General features: G+C 69.3%; 24 protein-coding genes and 1 tRNA gene. 16 read left to right on the top strand and 9 right to left on the bottom strand.

All coding sequences use genetic code 11. The annotated features are described in order from the left end of the window. Window positions 1-11 precede the first annotated feature (11 nt). Window positions 12-569, top strand: coding sequence for a TetR-like C-terminal domain-containing protein (locus PIR02_01855; protein WZH37416.1), 558 nt, complete (start codon window positions 12-14; stop codon window positions 567-569). Here the strand turns inward: PIR02_01855 and ligD are convergent. Both ligD and PIR02_01845 read right to left on the bottom strand, forming a co-directional pair. Beyond that, window positions 536-1,765, bottom strand: coding sequence for a non-homologous end-joining DNA ligase (ligD, locus tag PIR02_01850; protein ID WZH37415.1), 1,230 nt, complete (start codon window positions 1,763-1,765; stop codon window positions 536-538). The two genes, PIR02_01855 and ligD, sit on opposite strands and share 34 nt — an antisense overlap. 331 nt (window positions 1,766-2,096) lie before the next feature. Beyond that, window positions 2,097-2,981: a Bax inhibitor-1/YccA family protein gene (locus PIR02_01845; GenBank protein WZH37414.1), complete on the bottom strand. Its 885-nt coding sequence runs from the start codon at window positions 2,979-2,981 to the stop codon at window positions 2,097-2,099. A 143-nt stretch (window positions 2,982-3,124) separates the two neighbouring features. Between PIR02_01845 and PIR02_01840 the strand changes: the two genes are divergently transcribed. From PIR02_01840 to PIR02_01825, 4 genes are read left to right on the top strand one after another with little or no spacing between them, the layout of a single operon-like run. Beyond that, the gene (locus PIR02_01840) at window positions 3,125-4,114 is read left to right on the top strand and encodes a glycerophosphodiester phosphodiesterase family protein (protein WZH37413.1); all 990 of its coding nucleotides are present in this window, start codon (window positions 3,125-3,127) and stop codon (window positions 4,112-4,114) included. 53 nt (window positions 4,115-4,167) lie between these two features. Continuing rightward, window positions 4,168-5,097: an NAD(P)-binding protein gene (locus PIR02_01835; protein WZH37412.1), complete on the top strand. Its 930-nt coding sequence runs from the start codon at window positions 4,168-4,170 to the stop codon at window positions 5,095-5,097. 51 nt (window positions 5,098-5,148) lie between these two features. Beyond that, entirely contained in the window at window positions 5,149-6,105 is a 957-nt protein-coding gene (locus PIR02_01830) for an ABC transporter ATP-binding protein (protein WZH37411.1), read from the top strand. After that, window positions 6,102-7,181: an ABC transporter permease gene (locus PIR02_01825; protein WZH37410.1), complete on the top strand. Its 1,080-nt coding sequence runs from the start codon at window positions 6,102-6,104 to the stop codon at window positions 7,179-7,181. The genes PIR02_01830 and PIR02_01825 overlap by 4 nt, the downstream gene beginning before the upstream one ends. Window positions 7,182-7,205: 24 nt before the next feature. On the opposite strand, the gene PIR02_01820 is transcribed toward PIR02_01825, so the two are convergent. From PIR02_01820 to PIR02_01810, 3 genes are all read right to left on the bottom strand, one after another. Continuing rightward, on the bottom strand, window positions 7,206-8,042 hold the full coding sequence (locus tag PIR02_01820) for a DUF72 domain-containing protein (protein ID WZH39066.1): 837 nt from the start codon (window positions 8,040-8,042) through the stop codon (window positions 7,206-7,208). Continuing rightward, the gene (locus PIR02_01815) at window positions 8,039-8,224 is read right to left on the bottom strand and encodes a hypothetical protein (protein WZH37409.1); all 186 of its coding nucleotides are present in this window, start codon (window positions 8,222-8,224) and stop codon (window positions 8,039-8,041) included. The genes PIR02_01820 and PIR02_01815 overlap by 4 nt, the downstream gene beginning before the upstream one ends. A 222-nt stretch (window positions 8,225-8,446) precedes the next feature. Next, entirely contained in the window at window positions 8,447-9,442 is a 996-nt protein-coding gene (locus PIR02_01810) for a GTP-binding protein (GenBank protein ID WZH37408.1), read from the bottom strand. A 79-nt stretch (window positions 9,443-9,521) separates the two neighbouring features. Here PIR02_01810 and ykgO point away from each other — a divergent pair, with 79 nt between their 5' ends. From ykgO to PIR02_01790, 4 genes are read left to right on the top strand one after another with little or no spacing between them, the layout of a single operon-like run. Then, window positions 9,522-9,644: a type B 50S ribosomal protein L36 gene (gene ykgO, locus PIR02_01805; GenBank protein WZH39065.1), complete on the top strand. Its 123-nt coding sequence runs from the start codon at window positions 9,522-9,524 to the stop codon at window positions 9,642-9,644. A 20-nt stretch (window positions 9,645-9,664) separates the two neighbouring features. Continuing rightward, entirely contained in the window at window positions 9,665-9,859 is a 195-nt protein-coding gene (locus PIR02_01800; GenBank protein WZH37407.1) for a hypothetical protein, read from the top strand. A gap of 49 nt (window positions 9,860-9,908) precedes the next feature. After that, on the top strand, window positions 9,909-10,217 hold the full coding sequence (locus PIR02_01795; protein ID WZH37406.1) for a metalloregulator ArsR/SmtB family transcription factor: 309 nt from the start codon (window positions 9,909-9,911) through the stop codon (window positions 10,215-10,217). Further along, window positions 10,214-10,510: a hypothetical protein gene (locus tag PIR02_01790; protein ID WZH37405.1), complete on the top strand. Its 297-nt coding sequence runs from the start codon at window positions 10,214-10,216 to the stop codon at window positions 10,508-10,510. The genes PIR02_01795 and PIR02_01790 overlap by 4 nt, the downstream gene beginning before the upstream one ends. Before the next feature lie 98 nt (window positions 10,511-10,608). Here the strand turns inward: PIR02_01790 and PIR02_01785 are convergent, their stop codons facing one another. Further along, window positions 10,609-10,833, bottom strand: coding sequence for an RNA-binding S4 domain-containing protein (locus PIR02_01785; GenBank protein WZH37404.1), 225 nt, complete (start codon window positions 10,831-10,833; stop codon window positions 10,609-10,611). A 171-nt stretch (window positions 10,834-11,004) separates the two neighbouring features. Here PIR02_01785 and PIR02_01780 point away from each other — a divergent pair, with 171 nt between their 5' ends. The 4 genes from PIR02_01780 to PIR02_01765 all read left to right on the top strand — a co-directional run bounded on the left by PIR02_01780 (window position 11,005) and on the right by PIR02_01765 (window position 13,331). Continuing rightward, the gene (locus PIR02_01780; GenBank protein ID WZH37403.1) at window positions 11,005-11,334 is read left to right on the top strand and encodes a PadR family transcriptional regulator; all 330 of its coding nucleotides are present in this window, start codon (window positions 11,005-11,007) and stop codon (window positions 11,332-11,334) included. A 1-nt stretch (window position 11,335) separates the two neighbouring features. Continuing rightward, window positions 11,336-11,695 carry a DUF1048 domain-containing protein gene (locus tag PIR02_01775; GenBank protein ID WZH37402.1) on the top strand — a complete coding sequence of 120 codons (360 nt, stop codon included), beginning with the start codon at window positions 11,336-11,338 and terminating at the stop codon, window positions 11,693-11,695. A gap of 89 nt (window positions 11,696-11,784) precedes the next feature. Beyond that, a complete protein-coding gene (locus tag PIR02_01770; GenBank protein ID WZH37401.1) occupies window positions 11,785-12,573 on the top strand; it encodes an ABC transporter ATP-binding protein in 789 nt (262 codons plus the stop codon). Further along, window positions 12,570-13,331 carry an ABC transporter permease gene (locus PIR02_01765; GenBank protein ID WZH37400.1) on the top strand — a complete coding sequence of 254 codons (762 nt, stop codon included), beginning with the start codon at window positions 12,570-12,572 and terminating at the stop codon, window positions 13,329-13,331. The genes PIR02_01770 and PIR02_01765 overlap by 4 nt, the downstream gene beginning before the upstream one ends. Window positions 13,332-13,385: 54 nt before the next feature. On the opposite strand, the gene PIR02_01760 is transcribed toward PIR02_01765, so the two are convergent. Further along, window positions 13,386-14,291 (bottom strand): NAD(P)H-binding protein, encoded by a 906-nt coding sequence (locus tag PIR02_01760; protein ID WZH37399.1) that lies wholly within the window; start codon window positions 14,289-14,291, stop codon window positions 13,386-13,388. A gap of 65 nt (window positions 14,292-14,356) precedes the next feature. On the opposite strand from PIR02_01760, the gene PIR02_01755 reads away from it, so the two are divergent. Continuing rightward, a complete protein-coding gene (locus tag PIR02_01755) occupies window positions 14,357-14,698 on the top strand; it encodes a metalloregulator ArsR/SmtB family transcription factor (GenBank protein WZH37398.1) in 342 nt (113 codons plus the stop codon). A gap of 141 nt (window positions 14,699-14,839) precedes the next feature. Here the strand turns inward: PIR02_01755 and PIR02_01750 are convergent, their stop codons facing one another. Then, window positions 14,840-15,358, bottom strand: a complete 519-nt coding sequence (locus PIR02_01750; GenBank protein ID WZH37397.1) for a DUF1697 domain-containing protein — start codon at window positions 15,356-15,358, stop codon at window positions 14,840-14,842. Between the two features lie 107 nt (window positions 15,359-15,465). Between PIR02_01750 and PIR02_01745 the strand changes: the two genes are divergently transcribed. Both PIR02_01745 and PIR02_01740 read left to right on the top strand, forming a co-directional pair. Further along, a complete protein-coding gene (locus tag PIR02_01745) occupies window positions 15,466-16,746 on the top strand; it encodes a Fic family protein (protein WZH37396.1) in 1,281 nt (426 codons plus the stop codon). Between the two features lie 172 nt (window positions 16,747-16,918). Continuing rightward, window positions 16,919-17,050, top strand: coding sequence for a hypothetical protein (locus PIR02_01740; GenBank protein WZH37395.1), 132 nt, complete (start codon window positions 16,919-16,921; stop codon window positions 17,048-17,050). 30 nt (window positions 17,051-17,080) lie between these two features. Here the strand turns inward: PIR02_01740 and PIR02_01735 are convergent. Then, window positions 17,081-17,156, bottom strand: a tRNA-Met gene (locus PIR02_01735). Between the last annotated feature and the right edge of the window lie 36 nt (window positions 17,157-17,192).

Raw genomic sequence — 17,192 nt, 5'->3', positions numbered from 1 at the left:
GAGGAGAGCTGATGCCGACACCCGAACGCACGACGATCGACGAGATCGTGGCGGAAGCCGCGCGACTCCTCGAGGCAGGCGGACCGTCCGCCGTCACGATGCAGGCCGTGGCCGTGGCCGTCGGGGTCAAGGCCCCCTCGCTCTACAAGCGTGTGCGCGATCGCGATGCCCTGCTCGGTCTGGTCGGTGCGGCGGCCGCGGATGAGCTGACGGGCCGACTCGAGAGCGCCGCGGGAGACCTCGGCGACCTTCTTTCTGCGTTCCGTGCCTTCGGGCACGAGAGGCCGGAGGCCTTCCGCCTGCTCTTCACCACGACCGTGGACGCGGACCGTCTCGCCGCGACGAGCGAGCCGGTGCTGCGCGCGACGCGGGAAGTCGTCGGGGTCGCGCAGTCCCTCCACGCCGCGCGGTTGCTCACCGCATGGGCGACCGGTTTCGTCACGATGGAACTCGCGGGCGCCTTCCGCCTCGGCGGCGATCTCGACGAGGCCTTCCGCTACGGCATGGATCACCTCGTGAGCTCACTGATGCACGCTCAGGCGCCGGAGCGGCCCGCCCACGGGTCGTAGTCGGCGATCAGGTCTTCCTGCGCGGGGCGCTCGGCATCCGGGACGTGCTGCAGGTTCACGCGCACCCGGTACCAGAGCGAGCTCGAGCCCCGCATGCCGTCGACGAGGACGTCGGCGGGGTGAAGAGCGGCGGCGGCCTGTGGATGCCGCTCCTTCCAGGTCTCGAGGGCGTCGAGCGCCTCGGGCTTGGTCTTCGTGCGGGCGACCTCGATGAGGGGCATGGTGGAAGCGCGGCGGCCCGAGCCGTCGGAACCGCGTGGGGGTTTCTCGGCGGGGCCGAGTTCCGCGGCCAGCGCCAGCAGAGCATCGAGGGAGCCCGCGGCGTCGTCGATGCCCGAGTGCGGGTCGCCGATGGCCGCGAAGCGCTCGGGTACCGTGAGGACGGTGAACTCTTCGGGGCGACGGTCGCGAACCTCGTCCCAGGTGAGCGGAGTGGAGACGCGAGCGTCGGGAAGCGCCCGGATCGAGTACGCGGAGGCCACGGTGCGGTCTTTCGCGTTCTGGTTGAAGTCGACGAAGACGCTCTCGCCGCGTTCCTCCTTCCACCACCGCGCGGTCGCGAGCCCGGGCGCGCGGTTCTCGACCTCGCGGGCGAGGGTCTCGGCGGCGAGGCGCACGTCGGTGAAATCCCATTCCGGCCGGATGCGCACGAGGATGTGGAGACCCCGCGAACCGGAGGTCTTCGGCCACCCGACGAGTCCGTGATCCTCGAGCACCTCGCGGGCGATGAACGCCACATCGACGATCTGCGCCCAGTCGACGCCGGGCATCGGGTCGAGGTCGACGCGCAGTTCGTCAGGGTGGTCGAGGTCTTCCGCGCGGACGGGGTGCGGGTTGAGGTCGAGGCAGCCCAGGTTGACCACCCACGCCAGGCCCGCGGCATCCCGGACCACCGTCTCTTCGGCCGAGGTGCCCGAGGCGTAACGCAGCGTCGCGGTGTCGATGAAGGCGGGGTGGTTCTCGGGCACGCGTTTCTGGAAGAACGGCTCCTGGTTCAGGCCTTTGGAGAAGCGTTTGAGCACCATCGGCCGACCACCGGCGCCACGCAGGGCGCCTTCGGCGACGGCGAGGTAGTAGCGGACGAGGTCGAGCTTGGTGAGGCCGGGCCCCGTGAAGACCACGCGGTCGGGGCTGGTGACGCGCACCTCGTGGCCGTCGATGTCGAGGATCTCGGCGGGAGTCTTCGCGGGGCTCATGGCGCGAGGCTAGCGCCGCAGCCCACGCGTGACGCACCCCTTGCGGGGCTGCTCTGCGTGCGTGACGGGGCGTTGAGTGTCCAAGACACCCGGACGAATTTTTGTGGCGTCCGGGTGTCTTGGACACTCGGCGGGGTGGCGGGGGTGGCGGGGTGGCGGGGTGGTGGGGTGGCGGGCGGCGGATGGCGGGCGGCGCGTGGGGCTCGGGCGCGTGACCGGGGCGCGGCGCGCGTGGAGCGGCGGCGAGGAGCGACGCCGGGAGCGGGCGCCGAAGGCGGGAACGACGAAGGGCCGCCCCGAAACGGGACGGCCCTTCGTGCGACGGGATGCGTCAGTTGTTGCCGCGCAGGATCGCGAGCAGGCGCAGGATCTCGACGTACAGCCACACCACGGTGACCATGATGCCGAAGGCGCCGACCCAGCCGTAGACGCGGGCGGCGCCGTTGCGGACGCCGCGCTGGATCTGGTCGAAGTCGAGCACCAGCGAGTACGCGGCCATGATGACCACGACGACCCCGATGATCACACCGAGCGGGATGCCGAGGATCTTGACGGTGCTGTACATGCCGAAGGCGCCACCTGCGATCGGGGCGTTGAACAGCATGAGGCCGAGGTTGATGAGGCCGAACACCATGTAGCCGATCATCGCGATCATGAAGATCTTCGTGGCACGAGCCGAGGCGCGCACCTTGCCGCTCGCGAAGAGCGCGAGGGTCACACCGACGACCGACAGGGTCGCGAGCGTCGCCTGGATGACAATGCCGGGGAACATGAACTCGAAGAACGCCGAGATGCCACCGACGAACAGGCCCTCGAACGCGGCGTAGGCGAGGAAGACCGGAACGGACGGCTTCTTCTTGAAGATCGCCACCATCGCGAGGACGAAGCCGACGAGGCCACCGACGATCATGGGGGCGGCGCTGGGGTTGGGGTTGGCGACGTTGACGCCGGCCATCGACCAGATCCAGCCGACGACGGCACCGACGACGAGGATGCCGAACAGCGCGAGCGTCTTGAAAACGGTGTCTTCGACCGTCATGCGGTCGGTTTCGACGGCGCCAGCCGGGGGCGCGGTGTACATGCCCTCGAGGTTGGCTGCTTCAGCGGCTGCGGCAGCGCTCGCGGTGGGAGCCGCGGGAGGGGTGTAACGCGTCTGGGCGCCGGCACGAGGGTCCTGGAACGCCGGGGTATTGAATGCCGGGTTATTGAGGGCCACGGGGACTCACACTCCAAATGATGGTCATCACAGCACCGTGCTGTCAGACAACACTAGCCGAGCAGGGTGCGAGATTCCTTGTGTTGACTGGGATTCCGCTATGAGCAAGAGAGTCGTTCACCTCGCGTCGATACCGTGAGCGGGTGCCGCTCCACCGCCCTCTCGTCATCGGTCATCGCGGGGCTCCCGGCTACCGTCCCGAGCATTCGGCGAGCTCGTACGCGCTCGCGATCTCCGCGGGAGTGGATGCCGTCGAACCCGACGTCGTCCCCTCGAAAGACGGTGTGCTGGTGGTGCGCCACGAGAACGAGATCAGCACGACCACCGACGTCGCCGCTCGACCAGAGTTCGCCTCGCGGCGCACCTCGAAGCTCGTCGACGGGGAGCGGCTGACCGGGTGGTTCGTCGAGGACCTCACGTGGGACGAGCTGCGGACCCTCCGCTGCCGCGAACGTCTCCCGGCTCTGCGGCCGGACAGCGCCGTCTTCGACGACACCGATCCGGTGCTGCGCCTGCGCGACGTTCTCGACCTCGCGCGCGCGGGCCGGGTGGGCGTCGTCCTCGAGATCAAGCACGCGGCCACCTTCGCCGCTCTCGGCTTCGACATGGCGGCGCTCGTCGCCGACGAGCTTCGCGAGGCCGACTGGCTCGACGATCCGACGCTCGTGATCGAGTCGTTCGAACCCCTCGTGCTGGCGCGGCTGCGCGATCTCGGCATCCGCGCACCTCTGGTGCAGCTCATCGAGGCGGAGGGGGCACCCTGGGATCTCCGGGTGCGGGACGGGGCGGATGCCGCGACCTACGCGTCCATGCTCACGGCCACCGGTCTGGACACCCTCGCGGAGGAGGTCGACGGGATCAGCCCCGACAAACGGTTGATCCTCGCCCCTGACCGATGGGGCCGCTCGCGCGGGCCGGCCCGGTTCGTCGCGGACGCCCGCGATCGGGGACTGCGCGTCTTCACGTGGACATGCCGTCCGGAGAATACGTTCCTCCTCGCTGGATTCCGCCGCCATGGGGGACGCGCGGCGTTCGGCGACTACCGGCGAGAGTGGGCAGTACTGCGCGAGGCCGACCTCGACGGCGTGTTCGTCGATCACCCCGACCTGGGCGTGGAGATCTTCGGCAGCTGAGCCGCGGGCGCAACCCCGGCGTGGGCGCGGGCGCCTCGCGTCAGGATGGGCCCATGACAGTTGACGTGACCGTCGTGGGCGGCGGGATCTCGGGACTCGCATGCGCAAGAGCGGTTCAGGACGCCGGGCGGTCGGTGCGCGTGATCGATCGCGGACGTCGCGTGGGCGGACGGCTGTCCAGCCGCACGATCGAAGGGCGGCCCGTCGATCTCGGGGCGTCATACGTCGTCGTCGGTGAGGCCGAGCGTTTCGGCCACGTCGTCGCCGAGTGGGAGGAGCGCGAGCTCGCCCGGCCCTGGACCGACACCTTCGTCGTCGTGGACGGCGAAGGGGACCACACGCCGAAGCCCGGACCGATGCGATGGGCCGCACCGGCGGGCTTGCGATCGCTCGTCCTGGATCTCGCGGAGGGGGTCGACGTGGTGTCGGAACGCACGGTCGAACGGGTCGAACCGTACCGCGTCGACGGGGAGGACGCCGGCGAGGTCGTGCTGGCGATGCCGGGGCCGCAGGCGGTGCGACTCACCGATGCGCCCGTCGACGGTGGTCTCGCGTGGGAACCGGTGATCGCCGTGGTGCTGCGGTGGGAGGAGCGGCAGTGGCCGGCCGACCTGCACGGAGCCTTCGCCGACGGTGACGCCGACGTGTCGTTCATCGCGGACGACGGCGATCGACGCGGCGACGCGGCGCCGGTGCTCGTCGTGCACTCGACCGCCGAGCGCGCTCGACGCCACCTCGATGACCCCGACGCGGCGATCGCCCCCGTGCTGGCCGCCACCCGGCGGCTGCTGGGCATCGACGCCGAACCCGCGTCGGCGTTCGCGCATCGCTGGACGTTCGCGCGCCCGACCTCGACCACGGGGGAGTCGTTCTTCCGATCCCCCGGGCTTTCGGCGTGCGGCGACGCGTGGGGTGAGAGCTCCGCGGTGCGCACCGCGTGGTCGTCGGGTGATGCGCTCGGCCGCGCGCTCGCGGCATCCTGAATCGGGCCCGCCCGCGCGGGCATGTCGGAGTGCCCCTCTAGGGTGGGGCGCATGGATGTGGGGATCGACGCGACGGGGGTGCGGCGCTCTTTCGGGTCCGTCCACGCGGTGCAGGATGTGACCTTCTCGGTGGCTCCGGGCAGGGTGACGGGACTCGTCGGACCGAACGGCTCGGGCAAGACGACGCTCATGCTCATGCTGGCGTCGCTGCTGCGGCCCGACGCCGGCGACATGAGCATCGGCGGCGTCGATCCGATCGCCGATCCCGCCGGTGCCCGCCGTCTTCTGGGATGGATGCCGGACTCCCTGGGAGCGTGGCCGAGTCTCACCGCGCGTGAGGTCCTGGTCGCCACGGCACAGCTGTACGACCTGTCGCGGGCCGACGCCCGCGCCCGCGCCGATGCGCTGCTCGAGCTCGTCGACCTGGCTGCTCTCGCGGACTCTGCGGCGCGCGTCCTCTCCCGCGGACAGAAGCAGCGCCTCGCGCTCGCCCGTGCCCTCGTCCACGACCCGCGCGTGCTGCTGCTCGATGAGCCCGCCTCCGGCCTGGACCCGCAGGCGCGGATCGCCCTGCGCGTGCTGCTCCGACGGCTCGCGTCCGAAGGGCGCACCATCCTCATCTCGAGCCACGTGCTGTCGGAGCTCGAAGAGGTGGTCGACGACGCCGTGTTCATGATGGACGGGCGCACCGTGGGAGTCGACCGGGTCGCGGCGGCGGCGACACGACTGCGGTCGTGGCGGGTGCGGCTCGTCGCCGATCCGTCTCGCGGGGCGGACGCCGCTCGCGCGGATGTGGCGGCCGCGCTCGGTCGATCGGTGGACGAGGTCGGGGTCGATCGCCGTGATCTGCTCGTGCCCTTCGCCGACGACGCGAGCGCCGTCGCCGGGCTGCGTGCGCTCGTGGGTGCGGGCGTCGCGGTCGTGGAGTTCGCCCCGGCGGTGGGCGACCTCGAGCACGCCTTCCTCGATCTGAGAGTCGCCCCGGGCGGCGAGGGGAGCCCCGCATGAGCCTTCATCGTCTTCGCACCGTCATCGGCATCGAACTGCGCCAGCGGGTGCGCTCGGTCGGCTGGTACGTACTGCTCGGAATCTTCGCCGTCATCCTCATCGGTGTGCTGGCGCTGTCGTTCGCGTCGTTCGCGCTGGGCAACGGGGGCAACGAGTGGTTCTTCTCGCTCGTCATCATGCTCGTGCTTCTCCTGGTCCTGCTCGTGTCGCCGACGCTGAGCGGGAGCGCGGTGAACGGGGATCGGGATGCCGCGACCCTCGCGCCCGTGCAGGTGACCCTCGTCACGACGGCGGAGATCGTGATCGGCAAGTTCCTCGCCGCGTGGATCTCCGGGCTCGCGTTCCTCGTCGTGGCGCTGCCGTTCCTCGTCATCGCGACGGCCGCCGGGCAGCTGAACCCCGCCGTGATCGCCACCTCGCTCGGCATCCTGATCCTCGAGGTCGGAGTCGTCGCGGCGATCGGGGTGGGCTTCAGCGCGGTCGTCGCGCGGCCGATCTTCTCGGTGGCGAGCACGTACCTCGTCGTCGCCGCGCTCACGATCGGCACGCTCATCGCCTTCGGCCTCGGCGGTCTCGCGTTCCGGACCGAGCAGGTTTCCATCTCGCGCGACATCGACTGGAACGCGCTCCCGGAGGGGTGCGACCCCGGATTGCTGAACCAGGGCGCGAGCTGCCCGACCTACGACGAGCTGCCGTGCATCGAGAACCGGTACACCTCGGAGGTACCGCGCTTCGACCGGGTCTGGTGGGTGCTCACGGCCAACCCGTTCGTGATCCTCGCGGATGCGACGCCTCCGACCTACGTCGACGGCTATCCGCGCGATCTGTTCTCGCAGATCTCCTACGGGGTGCGCACCGCGCAGAAGGCGCCTCAGACCGAGACGCGATTCGACGGGTGCGTGGCACCCGACATTCCTCCGTACGAGACCGCGCAGGACCAGGTCGCCGGAACGGCGCCGAGCTGGTTCATCGGCCTGCTCGTGCAACTGATCATCGCGGGCGGTCTGCTGGCCTGGGGCGTCGCACGCACGCGGACTCCGGCGAAGCGTCTTCCGCCGGGGACCCGAATCGCCTGAGACCGAGCGCGCGGGGCGGGGTGCTCAGCGCAGTCGCGCGGCCAACGCCATCGCGTCGTACGGAGCCCGGCCTCGCGCGTCGTTGTCGAAGTAGGCGTACACGTCCCGTGGCATCCCGTCGCCCGAGGCGGTGCCGTCGAGCCAGCCACGGATCCGGTCGGCCCACGCGTCGAGCTCGGCGTCGGTGTATCCGCTCGCGTAGAGCTCTCGGGATCCGTGCAGGCGCACGTAGACGTGGTCGGCGGTGAGCGCGTCGAATGCCGGCCACCGCCCCGCGGTGTCGGCGAGGACGAGGGCAACGCCGTGCGCGCGCAGGATCGTGATCGCCTCCGGGTCGAGGAAAGAGGCCGACCGCGGCTCCAGGGCATGGCGCAGCGGGAGGTCGGCCTCGATCTCGAGCCAGTCGCGGCCGTCGAGTCGTTCGTCGTGCTCTCGCGCGAGCGCGAGGGCGTCCCCGGTGGTCCGGGGGAGCTGCCGGAGGAAGTCGTCGAGGACCTCGGCGTCGAACTCCACGCGCTCCGGGAGCTGCCAGAGGAACGGCCCGATGGAAGAGCCGAGCGCGAGCACGCCGGAGGCGAAGAAGTTCGCCAGCGCGGTGTGGACGCCGTTCAGACGCAGCATGTGCGTGACGTAGCGCGACCCTTTGACGGCGAAGACGAATCGGTCGGGCACCTCCGCTCGCCATCGCTGATAGCTGGAAGGTCGTTGCAGGGAGTAGAACGACCCGTTCAATTCGATGCTGTCGAGCTTGTCGCCGACATACGCGAGCTCGCGACGCTGCGCGAGCCCGCGCGGGTAGAAGTCCCCGCGCCAGCGCGGGTAACGCCAGCCGGAGATTCCGATGTACGCCGACGCGGTCAGGCGTGCCCCTCGGCTGCCGGGAAGCCGGGGTCGGCGGCGTCTCCGGTGTCATCGGGGAGGTCGACGTGCTCCTCGGACTCGGCGGCGTCTTGGCGGACCTCGTCCGTGACGGCGTCGGTCGGGGCGGCGGAGTCGGCGTGCGCGTCGTCGGAGTGGCGGGAGGGGATGTCAGGAGTGCTCATGCGCCCACGCTGCCGCACGTGAGGGTCGCCCGGGACCGGGGTTGCGCGGAGGCGGTGGCGGTGGCAGGGGAGGTGCGGCTCGCGGGTACCGGGGGAGCCGCGAGGGGAGGAGATGCGGCGAGCGGAGGACCAATGTCGGGGCATCTGTGCTCCCCAGGCGGTTTCTCCTCCGCTCGCCACGCCGCACCCTTGGCTCCGCGCCGCTTCGCGACGAAACGACGCTCAGTCGGTGGCATCCGGGATCGACGTCTCCACCGCGGGCCAGGCCGGCAGCGGGTCGTCGAACGACGCCCACGCCGAGGGCCCCGCAGCGAGCTCGTCGTCGGTCAGGGCCGCACCGTCGAGGAGATGCGCGAGTCGCGGGGCCGAGAGGTCGAGCCCGGTGAACACGATCTCCTGTCCCAGGCCCATGCGCCCGTCGTCGGCACCGATCGGTTCGATCCACATCGCCGAGCCGACGTGTTCCCACCGCGCGAGGATGCCGGGCCGCGAGGCCAGCCGACAGAACCCGGCCGAGCGGATGAGGCGTCCGGCGGCTCCGTCGTCGAGGCTGTCGAGCGCCGATGAGAGACGGGCCGCGTGGAACGGTCGCAGTTGCTCGTAGCGCACCGTCATGACGCGGTTGTCGCGCATGTACGGGTCGTGCTCGCCGTTGAGGGCGCGGACCCACCCGGCGCGCTCGAGGATCTCTCCCTCGTGGGCGGCGTCCGATCGCAGGTCGCTGAGCGGGTCGCGCGACAACCGCACCACCGCGCTCGGGTTCAGGTGCGAGGCGAGCGCCATCTGGACGGCGAGGGCCGCCGTGGGCACCTGCTCCCAGTTCACCCAGACGATCCGCGTGGCCAGCTCCAGCGCGAGAGCGGCCTGGCGCGCGCGGGCTCCGACGTCTCCGCGCGCGTCACCGGCGACCGCGGATGCCACGAGCGCGGCGTCGTCGAGGAGGTCGCCGATCATGTGCCGCGCGTCCACGACGCACACCGCTTCGACCTCGGCGCCTCCGCGTGCGAGGAGGGCGTGGACGAGGTCGACGTCGGTACCGAGGTCCACCACCGCGAACTCGTCGGTCGCGCGGGGGCGGGGGAGGGGCAGGGCGTGAGCTGCACGCAGGTCGGCGAAGCGCAGCAGGTGCAGGGGTCTGGTCAGGGCGACCGCGGTGCGTTCGGCGTAGGTGCGGCGTTCGGGGGCGCAGACGCCCATGATGGCGATCGTTCGACGCATGGCATCCACCTCTCGTTTGTCAGGGATCGTTCGACACCCTACCTTGTTAATGAGAACGCTTATCAACAAGGAGGATGCCATGAAGGTGCGAGCGTCGATCAAGTCCCTCAAGAAGCAGCCGGGCGCCCAGGTGGTGCGCCGTCGCGGCAAGGTCTTCGTCATCAACAAGCTCAACCCCCGCTTCAAGGGGCGCCAGGGGTGACGACTTCGTAGACTCGCCGCGTGGAGTGGTGGGGCCTCATCTTCGGTGTCGTCGTCGGTATCGCGCTGGCGACGCTGATGGCGTGGAGCGGTCGCCATGTGCTTCGGCGGCAGCAGGCGGAGGAGATCCAGGATGCCGCGCAGTTCGGCTGGATGAAGCTCGAGCACCCTCGCGACGACGGCCTGGACGATAACGGGAACGAGAACCGTTCCTGATTGCCTGAACGTATTGCAATCTGTTTATGTGTGTGATGTTCTCGATGACGTGGACAGGATCGCCGGGCTCGACGAGGCCGCAGAACTCTTCAAGGTTCTGGGCAACGAATCGCGTCTCGCGCTCGTGTGGCTGTTGAGCCGCGAACCGCTCACCGTGGGCGCGCTCGCGGAGAGCGCGGGCCTCTCTCAGCCGTTGGTGTCGCAACACCTGCGAACGCTGCGGCAAGCCGGCCTGGTGACGTCGGAACGCGAGGGCAAAGAGATCCGATACGCCCTGGCTGATCAGCACGTCGCGCACGTCGTGCTCGATGCGATCGCCCACGTCCAGGAACCGAAAGAGCAGGGGAACGAGCAATGACCACCACCGAGACGCACGCGGAGCACACCGTCGACGAGCACGCCCACGGCGACGACTGCGGCCACCAGAAGATCGAGCACGGCGACCACGTCGACTATGTGCACGGCACCCACCACCACGCACTGCACGGTGACCACTACGACGAGCACGAGTCGAAGGCTGAGCACACGGTCGAGGAGCACGCTCACGGCGAAGAGTGCGGTCACGAGAGCGTCAAGCACGATGACCACGTCGACTACGTCCACGACGGCCACCGCCACTCGCTGCACGCCGACCACTATGACGAGCACTGAGGCGTGATGGCATCCCCGAGGGGGATGCCGAACGCGAAGGCCCGCTCTCCCGTCGGGGAGGCGGGCCTTTCGTGTGTCCTCGTCTGTCCGCGTCGCGTTCAGGCCTGGACGCGGAACGAGCGCCCCTCGAACGTCACGACATCGCCGACCTGGAGTTGGCGCCCACGGCGGCGCTCGACCTCGCCGTTGACCTTCACGTAGCCGTCGATGATGGCTTCCTTGGCGTCGCCGCCGGAGTCGACGATGCCCGCGAACTTCAGGAACGGGTTCAGTCGGATGCCATCGCTGCCGACGGGGATGTCCTGGGGATCGGGGCCGCTCATGAATTCAGCATGGCAGGTGTCGCCGGTGGAGGCGGTCGCCCGCTCGGCGGTGAGCCGCCGACCTTTCGGCTGCTCGAGACCTGTCGGTGATTCGCGGGTCGGTATTCAGTCTTGTGGAGTAGCAGTACTCAGTGTTACTTTGTAGCGGTAGTCAGCGAGAAGGAGTACCGCGTGGGGAAACAAGACAGCGAGATGCTCAAAGGCGTCCTCGAGGGTGTCGTTCTCGCTGTGCTCGCGGGGAGGCCCGCCTACGGGTACGAGATCACGGCTGACCTGCGCGCCCGCGGGTTCACGGATCTCGCCGAGGGGACGGTCTACGCCATCCTCGTGCGCATCGAGCAACGCGGTCTCGTCGACGTCGAGAAGGTGGCATCCGAGAAAGGTCCACCACGCAAGGTCTTCACGGTCAACGACACCGGTCGGGCTCAGCTCGCCGAATTCTGGACGACGTGGGAGCTTCTCGCCGATCGGCTCGAAGCACTCCGCGAGAAGGGGAAATGACATGGCCTGGTACGAGAAGATCATCGGTGACCTGAGCGCCAAGAAGCAGTGGCGCGAGTATCGGCGGCGTGTGCATGACCTGCCCGAGCCCTATCGCCAGGCGGCCGCCGCTCTGGAGCGCTATCTGCTGAACCTCGGCCCCACGAACGACACGGACAGTCTCATCCGCATGGTGACGGATCTCGCCGATCTGCTCGAGCAGGGAGCGGCCGACCGTACGCCTGTCCGTGACCTCGTCGGGACCGATCCCGTCGTCTTCGCGGAAGAGTTCATGGCCAACTACGGCGACGGCAGTTGGATCGGCCGCGAACGTGCTCGTCTGACGCGCGCCATCGACGAGGCGGCGCGCACGCGGCGCTGATCGCCTTTTCTCGCACGTCCTTCGGCCCCGGCCGGCCGGAGGCGATGATCTCGTGCGCCCATCGGCCGACCGAATCGGAAGGATCGTGCATGTCGATCAGTCAGACCGCCCCCGCCATCAGCGTGCGGGGGCTCGTGAAATCCTATGGAGACGTGCGGGTGCTGAGGGGTGTCGACCTCGACGTCGCTCCCGGCACGATCCTTGCTCTGCTCGGCTCGAACGGTGCGGGCAAGACCACGATGGTCCGCATCCTGTCCACGTTGCTCGACCGTGATGGCGGAACCGCGGAGGTCGACGGAGTCGACGTGGCGACCGGGGGTGTGCGCGTGCGTGCCTCGATCAGCCTCACCGGGCAGTTCGCCGCCGTCGACGACGTGCTCACCGGTCGGGAGAACCTCGTGCTCATCGCGCGGCTCCGACACGTCGCGGACCCGCGTCGCGTGGCTGACGACCTGCTCGCACGGTTCTCGCTCGCCGATGCCGGTGACCGCCCCGCGGCCACCTACTCCGGCGGCATGCGACGTCGTCTCGACATCGCCATGAGTCTCGTCGGGGACCCCGCGGTGATCTTCCTCGACGAGCCCACCACGGGCCTTGATCCGCACGCGCGCATCGAGGTGTGGGATGCCGTGCGGGGGCTGGCCGCGGCGGGCACGACCGTGCTGTTGACCACCCAGTACCTCGAAGAGGCCGAGCACCTCGCCGATCGCATCGCGATCCTGCACGACGGTCGGATCATCGCTCAGGACACCCTCGCCGACCTGCGCGCCCTGTTTCCACCGCCCACCCGCGAGTACGTGGAGAAGCAACCCACTCTCGAGGAGATCTTCCTCGCCATCGTCGGCCCGACGGGTGCGACCGGAACGGAGACATCATGACCACTCATGCTCTCGCCGACACGGCGGTACTCACCGGCCGATCGCTTCGGCACATCCTGCGCAGTCCCGACACCATCGTGACGACGGCGATCATGCCGATCGCCATGATGCTGCTGTTCGTCTTCGTCTTCGGCGGTGCCATCGACACCGGCGGCACGGCGTACATCGACTATCTGCTGCCGGGCATCCTCTTGGTGACCGTGGCATCCGGCGTCGCGTACACGGCCTACCGTCTCTTCCTCGACATGAAGGGCGGCATCATCGATCGATTCCGGTCGATGGCGATCGCCTCGACGAGCGTGCTGTGGGGGCACGTGCTCACCTCGGTCCTCGCGAACGCCGTGTCACTCGCGGTCGTGGTGGGCGTCGCGCTCCTGCTCGGCTTCCGCTCGAGCGCCTCCGTCGGTGCGTGGCTCGGGGTGATCGGCATCCTGATGCTCTTCACGCTGGCCCTCACCTGGATCGCGGTGATCGCCGGGCTGGCGGCGAAGACGATCGACGGTGCGAGCGCCTTCAGCTACCCGCTCATCTTCCTGCCGTTCGTGAGCTCGGCGTTCGTTCCCACCGGCACCATGCCTGGGCCGGTCCGCTGGTTCGCGGAGAATCAGCCCGTCACCTCGATCGTCGACACCGTGCGTGCTCTGCTGGCGCAGCAGCCCGTCGGTGGGCAGATCTGGATCGCCCTCGTCTGGTGTGTCGCGATCCTCGGGGTGGCCGCGACGGTCGCCGTCGTCCTGTTCCGCCGGACGACGCGGTAGGAGCGGCTGTTGCGCGCGCCGCGGCGCGCCGTGTCTCCGTGGCGACCGGTGCCGTCACCGAGACGCGGTGCGCCGCCCGCGGAGAACGCGGAGGTCGCGTAGCCCGAAGCCTCCCTCGGGGAGTGCTTCGCGGATGCTGTCTTCGCTGAACGGTCGGGAGGGACGGAACTCGCTCGGGGGCTCCGCCGCGGGTGGGGCCGCTTCGGTGACGCCCTCCGCGAGCATCGTCGCCTGCGCTTTGGCGACCAGCGGGGTGACCATCAGCCACTCCGTCACCTGCGCGAGAGCGCGAATGGTCCAGACCGGTGCCGGAACATAGAGCGGGTGACCGCCGGCGATTCGAGCGATGCGCCGGACGGCGGCTCCGAGCTCGAGCTCCTCGGCGCCCATCACGGCAACGGTCTGATTCGGCATCCGTCCCTCCAGCGCGGCGACGAGGACATCGACCGCGTCCGCCACCGGCAGGGGGCGCGCACGGCGTTCGCGGAAGCCCACGGTCGCGAAGATCGGGAAGGTGCGCACCGCGCGCGAGACGTGGTCGACCATGTGGTCTCCCGGGCCGTAGATCATCCCGGACTTGAGCACCGTGTACTCGAGGCCGGAATCGCGGATCAGTTCCTCCGCCTCCCACTTCGTCTGGTGGTAACCGGAGCGGGTGCCGGGGCGTGCACGGAGGAAGCTCAGGAGGACGATGCGGCGGACCCCCGCGCGGCGGGCAGCCTCGACGACGGCGCGCGTTCCCTCGACATGGACCCGGCGGAACGTCTGATCGCCGATCTCGCGATTGATGCCCGCGCAGTGGGCGACGGCCTCGCGGCCGCGGAACGCCTCGGTCAGAGCCTCGACATCGTCGATGTCGGTGCCCGTGCGACGCGAGATGACGACCGTCTCGGTCGGGTCGAGGCGTGCCGCGAGGTGCCGTCCGACGAACCCCGTCCCACCCGTGATTGCTACTCGCATGATGACTCCTTTGCTCTTTAGCTCAGAAGCTACACGCAATTTAGCTTCAGTGCTACATTGGGATCATGAGCGACGCGGCATCCGACATCTTCGCGGCCCTGGCGCATCCCACCCGGCGGCAGATCCTTCAGGATCTGAAAGACGGCGAGATGGCGGCGGGCGAGATCGCCGCGCGTTTCGACGCGAGCGGCCCCACCATTTCGCGGCACCTCGGCGTGCTGCGCCAGGCGGGATTGATCTCCGAGCGACGGGATGCCAACCGCATCCTGTATTCGCTGGTCGGGGAGCGCCTCGCGCTGTCGGTCGGCGACTTCCTCTCGACGGTGTGTCCCGAGCAGATCGTCTTGCGCGAGGTGCGCAAGCGTCGAGCGCCGGCGCGAGGCGCGGGAGTGGCTGCCGAGGCCTGACGCGCTTGCCCGCTGGGCGTCGCCCCTCCCCGGGGCGCTCGCGTCGTTCCAGACCGTTGAGTGTCCAGAACACCCGGACGGATTCGCGAGGCGCCCGGGTGTTGTGGACACTCAACGGTCGGCGGCGCCCCGCGGCCGCACTCAGCTCCGCGGGGCGAAGCGGTCGATGAGGCGTGTGAGAGTCGGGATGCCACGCGACGTCGCCGGAGCGCCGGTGAGGCGCTCGATCACGGGGGTGGCGTGGGATTCGCGATCACGTTCGTTCCGCGTGACGGCCCACCCCGGCCCCGAGGCGACGATTACGCAGCGTCGCCGCCTCGCCTCCGCGGCCGTGCGCTCATCGAGGGCGATCGTCGTCGGAGCGTGGAGGGTGAGTTCGCGCCGTGCGGCGTCCTCGGTGTCGCGGTGTGCGGCGACGATGCCAGCCAGCTCGTCGAGACCGAGCGTGAAGACCTCGCGCGTGACACCGGTGCGCGCCGCGAGGGCGGACAGCGCATCGGCGGCGAGGGTCGCATCTCCCTCGAACACGAGGGTGCCGTTGCTCTGAAAGGACGTCGGGTTCTGGCATCCGGCGTCCGCGAAAGCTGCGACGAGGTCGGCGGTGGAGGCGTGCCCGCGTTGTCCCTGATTGAGATTGCGGACGAAAGCGACGTGGCGCATGAGGGGGAGGGTAGCGGGTGGATCTCTTCTTTCTCCGGCTGGCAATGTGAGGGGGAGGCCGGTCACTATTAACTCTCGTGCACTTAAAGTTAATTAAGGAGGTAATCGTGGCACCCTATGTCGATCGTGTCTGGGCGCCGACCGAAGGCGGACAGCTCAGCAGGCGCGACCGCGCGCCCGGGCAGTATCGCGCGTACGTGCCCCAGGAACTGGGGCCGGGCCTTCCCCTGTTGGGCGAACGGGCACAGAGCGCTGCCGCCGACGCACTCGTCGTGCTGGCACGTGCTGACGAGCGTCTCGGAACGAAGGCCGCCTACCTGTCGCACCTGCTCGTCCGCTCCGAGAGCATCTCCTCGTCATGGATCGAGGGCAATCGCGTGACGCCGAAGAGACTCGCGATCGCGGAGTCTCTGCAGCACGGCTCGCGCGTCGCCCTCGACGTCATCGCCAATGTGCGCGCGACAGAAGACGCGGTCGCCGCGCTCGCCGACCGGACCCGCCCCATCACGGTGGACGATATCGAGAGTCTTCAGCACATCATCGAGCCATCTCTCCCGCGGGGGCTTCGCACTGAGCAGAACTGGGTGGGTGGGTCCGGGTGGAGTCCGATCCGCGCCGATTTCGTCCCTCCGCCGGAAGCCGAGGTGCCGCGCCTCGTCGCTGATCTCGCGGACTTCGTGACGGGCACCGAGGGCAACCCGGTGGTTCGAGCTGCGATCGCGCACGCGCAGTTCGAGACCATTCACCCGTTCATCGATGGCAATGGACGCACCGGACGCGCGCTGATCCATACGGTGCTTCGCCGCGCCGATGCGCTCCGGGAGATCCTGATCCCGATCAGCACGGTCTTCGCCGGAGACACCGATGCCTACATCTCCGGCCTGACCGCATACCGCGCGGAGCCCCCTCGCCTGGACGAATGGGTCATCTCGTTCGCCCGCGCCGCAGAGCTGGCTGCGGAGAACGCGGTGCGTCTCGCCGACGACGTCGCCGAATTGGATGCCGCCACATTCGAGACGCTCCTTCGTCACCGTCGCGAGCGGCAGGTCCGGCCGGCCGTCCCGCGCAGCGATGCGGTCGTTCGCAAGGTGCTCGATCGCCTGGCGGTCGAGCCGGTCGTCACTCTGAAGAGTGTCGCGGAGCGACACGCGGTTTCGACGACGGCGGCGCACCGCGCGCTGTCCGAGCTCCAAGATGCCGGAATCCTGGCCCGCACGAAGGACCATCGCGGCCGCATTGTGTGCTGGAGTGCGGATCAGTACCTCGGTCTGGTCGCGCTGACAGAGCGGAGCAACCGCGTGGGCGCGGGCGATACCGCGCGGCGAAAGCCGCGGAACGCTCCGGCTGCCCCCGATGTCGGGCGCGTGGGGCGACTGCGCGCCGAATGACGTGGCGTGTGGCATCAGGGGCGTCTGGTGGACGGTCTCATCGATCCCACCTCGTGCCGCTCGGATAGTTTGAGGTTCGTGACCGAGAATCCTGACCGAGAACGCGTGTCGACAATCCCGCGGTGGTTTGAATTCTTCCGCCCGCTCCTAAGCGGTGGATGCAGCCGAACGAGTGCCTCAGGAGATCGCGCTCGTCGACGGTGATCGACTCACGGAACTGATGATGCGGCACCGGGTGGGAGTGCAGGTGGCTAACGCGATCGAGCTTCTGAAGGTCGACGAGGACTTCTTCGCGGGCGAGTAATCCTCGTGCGTCGCGACTCCGGCGGCTGAGTGGACGCGACGGCGGGAGTCGAACCCGCCACGCCTTCGGTTATGAGCCGAGGCCCGGGACCGCCCGGATCGCCGCGATGTGTCCCCACGCTAACCCGGACGGCCGGGGGCGC

Origin of the sequence: Microbacterium enclense (assembly GCA_038182865.1) — a bacterium.
Classification (GTDB): Bacteria; Actinomycetota; Actinomycetes; order Actinomycetales; family Microbacteriaceae; genus Microbacterium; species Microbacterium enclense_B.
This window is presented reverse-complemented; position numbering and strand designations above follow the sequence as displayed.

Coding starts and splice junctions, on each gene's coding strand:
- PIR02_01855 (WZH37416.1), top strand. CDS start 12: ATGCCGACACCCGAACGCACGACGATCGACGAGATCGTGGCGGAAGCC.
- ligD (WZH37415.1), bottom strand. CDS start 1,765: ATGAGCCCCGCGAAGACTCCCGCCGAGATCCTCGACATCGACGGCCAC.
- PIR02_01835 (WZH37412.1), top strand. CDS start 4,168: ATGACAGTTGACGTGACCGTCGTGGGCGGCGGGATCTCGGGACTCGCA.
- PIR02_01830 (WZH37411.1), top strand. CDS start 5,149: ATGGATGTGGGGATCGACGCGACGGGGGTGCGGCGCTCTTTCGGGTCC.
- PIR02_01825 (WZH37410.1), top strand. CDS start 6,102: ATGAGCCTTCATCGTCTTCGCACCGTCATCGGCATCGAACTGCGCCAG.
- PIR02_01815 (WZH37409.1), bottom strand. CDS start 8,224: ATGAGCACTCCTGACATCCCCTCCCGCCACTCCGACGACGCGCACGCC.
- PIR02_01810 (WZH37408.1), bottom strand. CDS start 9,442: ATGCGTCGAACGATCGCCATCATGGGCGTCTGCGCCCCCGAACGCCGC.
- ykgO (WZH39065.1), top strand. CDS start 9,522: ATGAAGGTGCGAGCGTCGATCAAGTCCCTCAAGAAGCAGCCGGGCGCC.
- PIR02_01790 (WZH37405.1), top strand. CDS start 10,214: ATGACCACCACCGAGACGCACGCGGAGCACACCGTCGACGAGCACGCC.
- PIR02_01785 (WZH37404.1), bottom strand. CDS start 10,833: ATGAGCGGCCCCGATCCCCAGGACATCCCCGTCGGCAGCGATGGCATC.
- PIR02_01775 (WZH37402.1), top strand. CDS start 11,336: ATGGCCTGGTACGAGAAGATCATCGGTGACCTGAGCGCCAAGAAGCAG.
- PIR02_01770 (WZH37401.1), top strand. CDS start 11,785: ATGTCGATCAGTCAGACCGCCCCCGCCATCAGCGTGCGGGGGCTCGTG.
- PIR02_01765 (WZH37400.1), top strand. CDS start 12,570: ATGACCACTCATGCTCTCGCCGACACGGCGGTACTCACCGGCCGATCG.
- PIR02_01760 (WZH37399.1), bottom strand. CDS start 14,291: ATGCGAGTAGCAATCACGGGTGGGACGGGGTTCGTCGGACGGCACCTC.
- PIR02_01755 (WZH37398.1), top strand. CDS start 14,357: ATGAGCGACGCGGCATCCGACATCTTCGCGGCCCTGGCGCATCCCACC.
- PIR02_01750 (WZH37397.1), bottom strand. CDS start 15,358: ATGCGCCACGTCGCTTTCGTCCGCAATCTCAATCAGGGACAACGCGGG.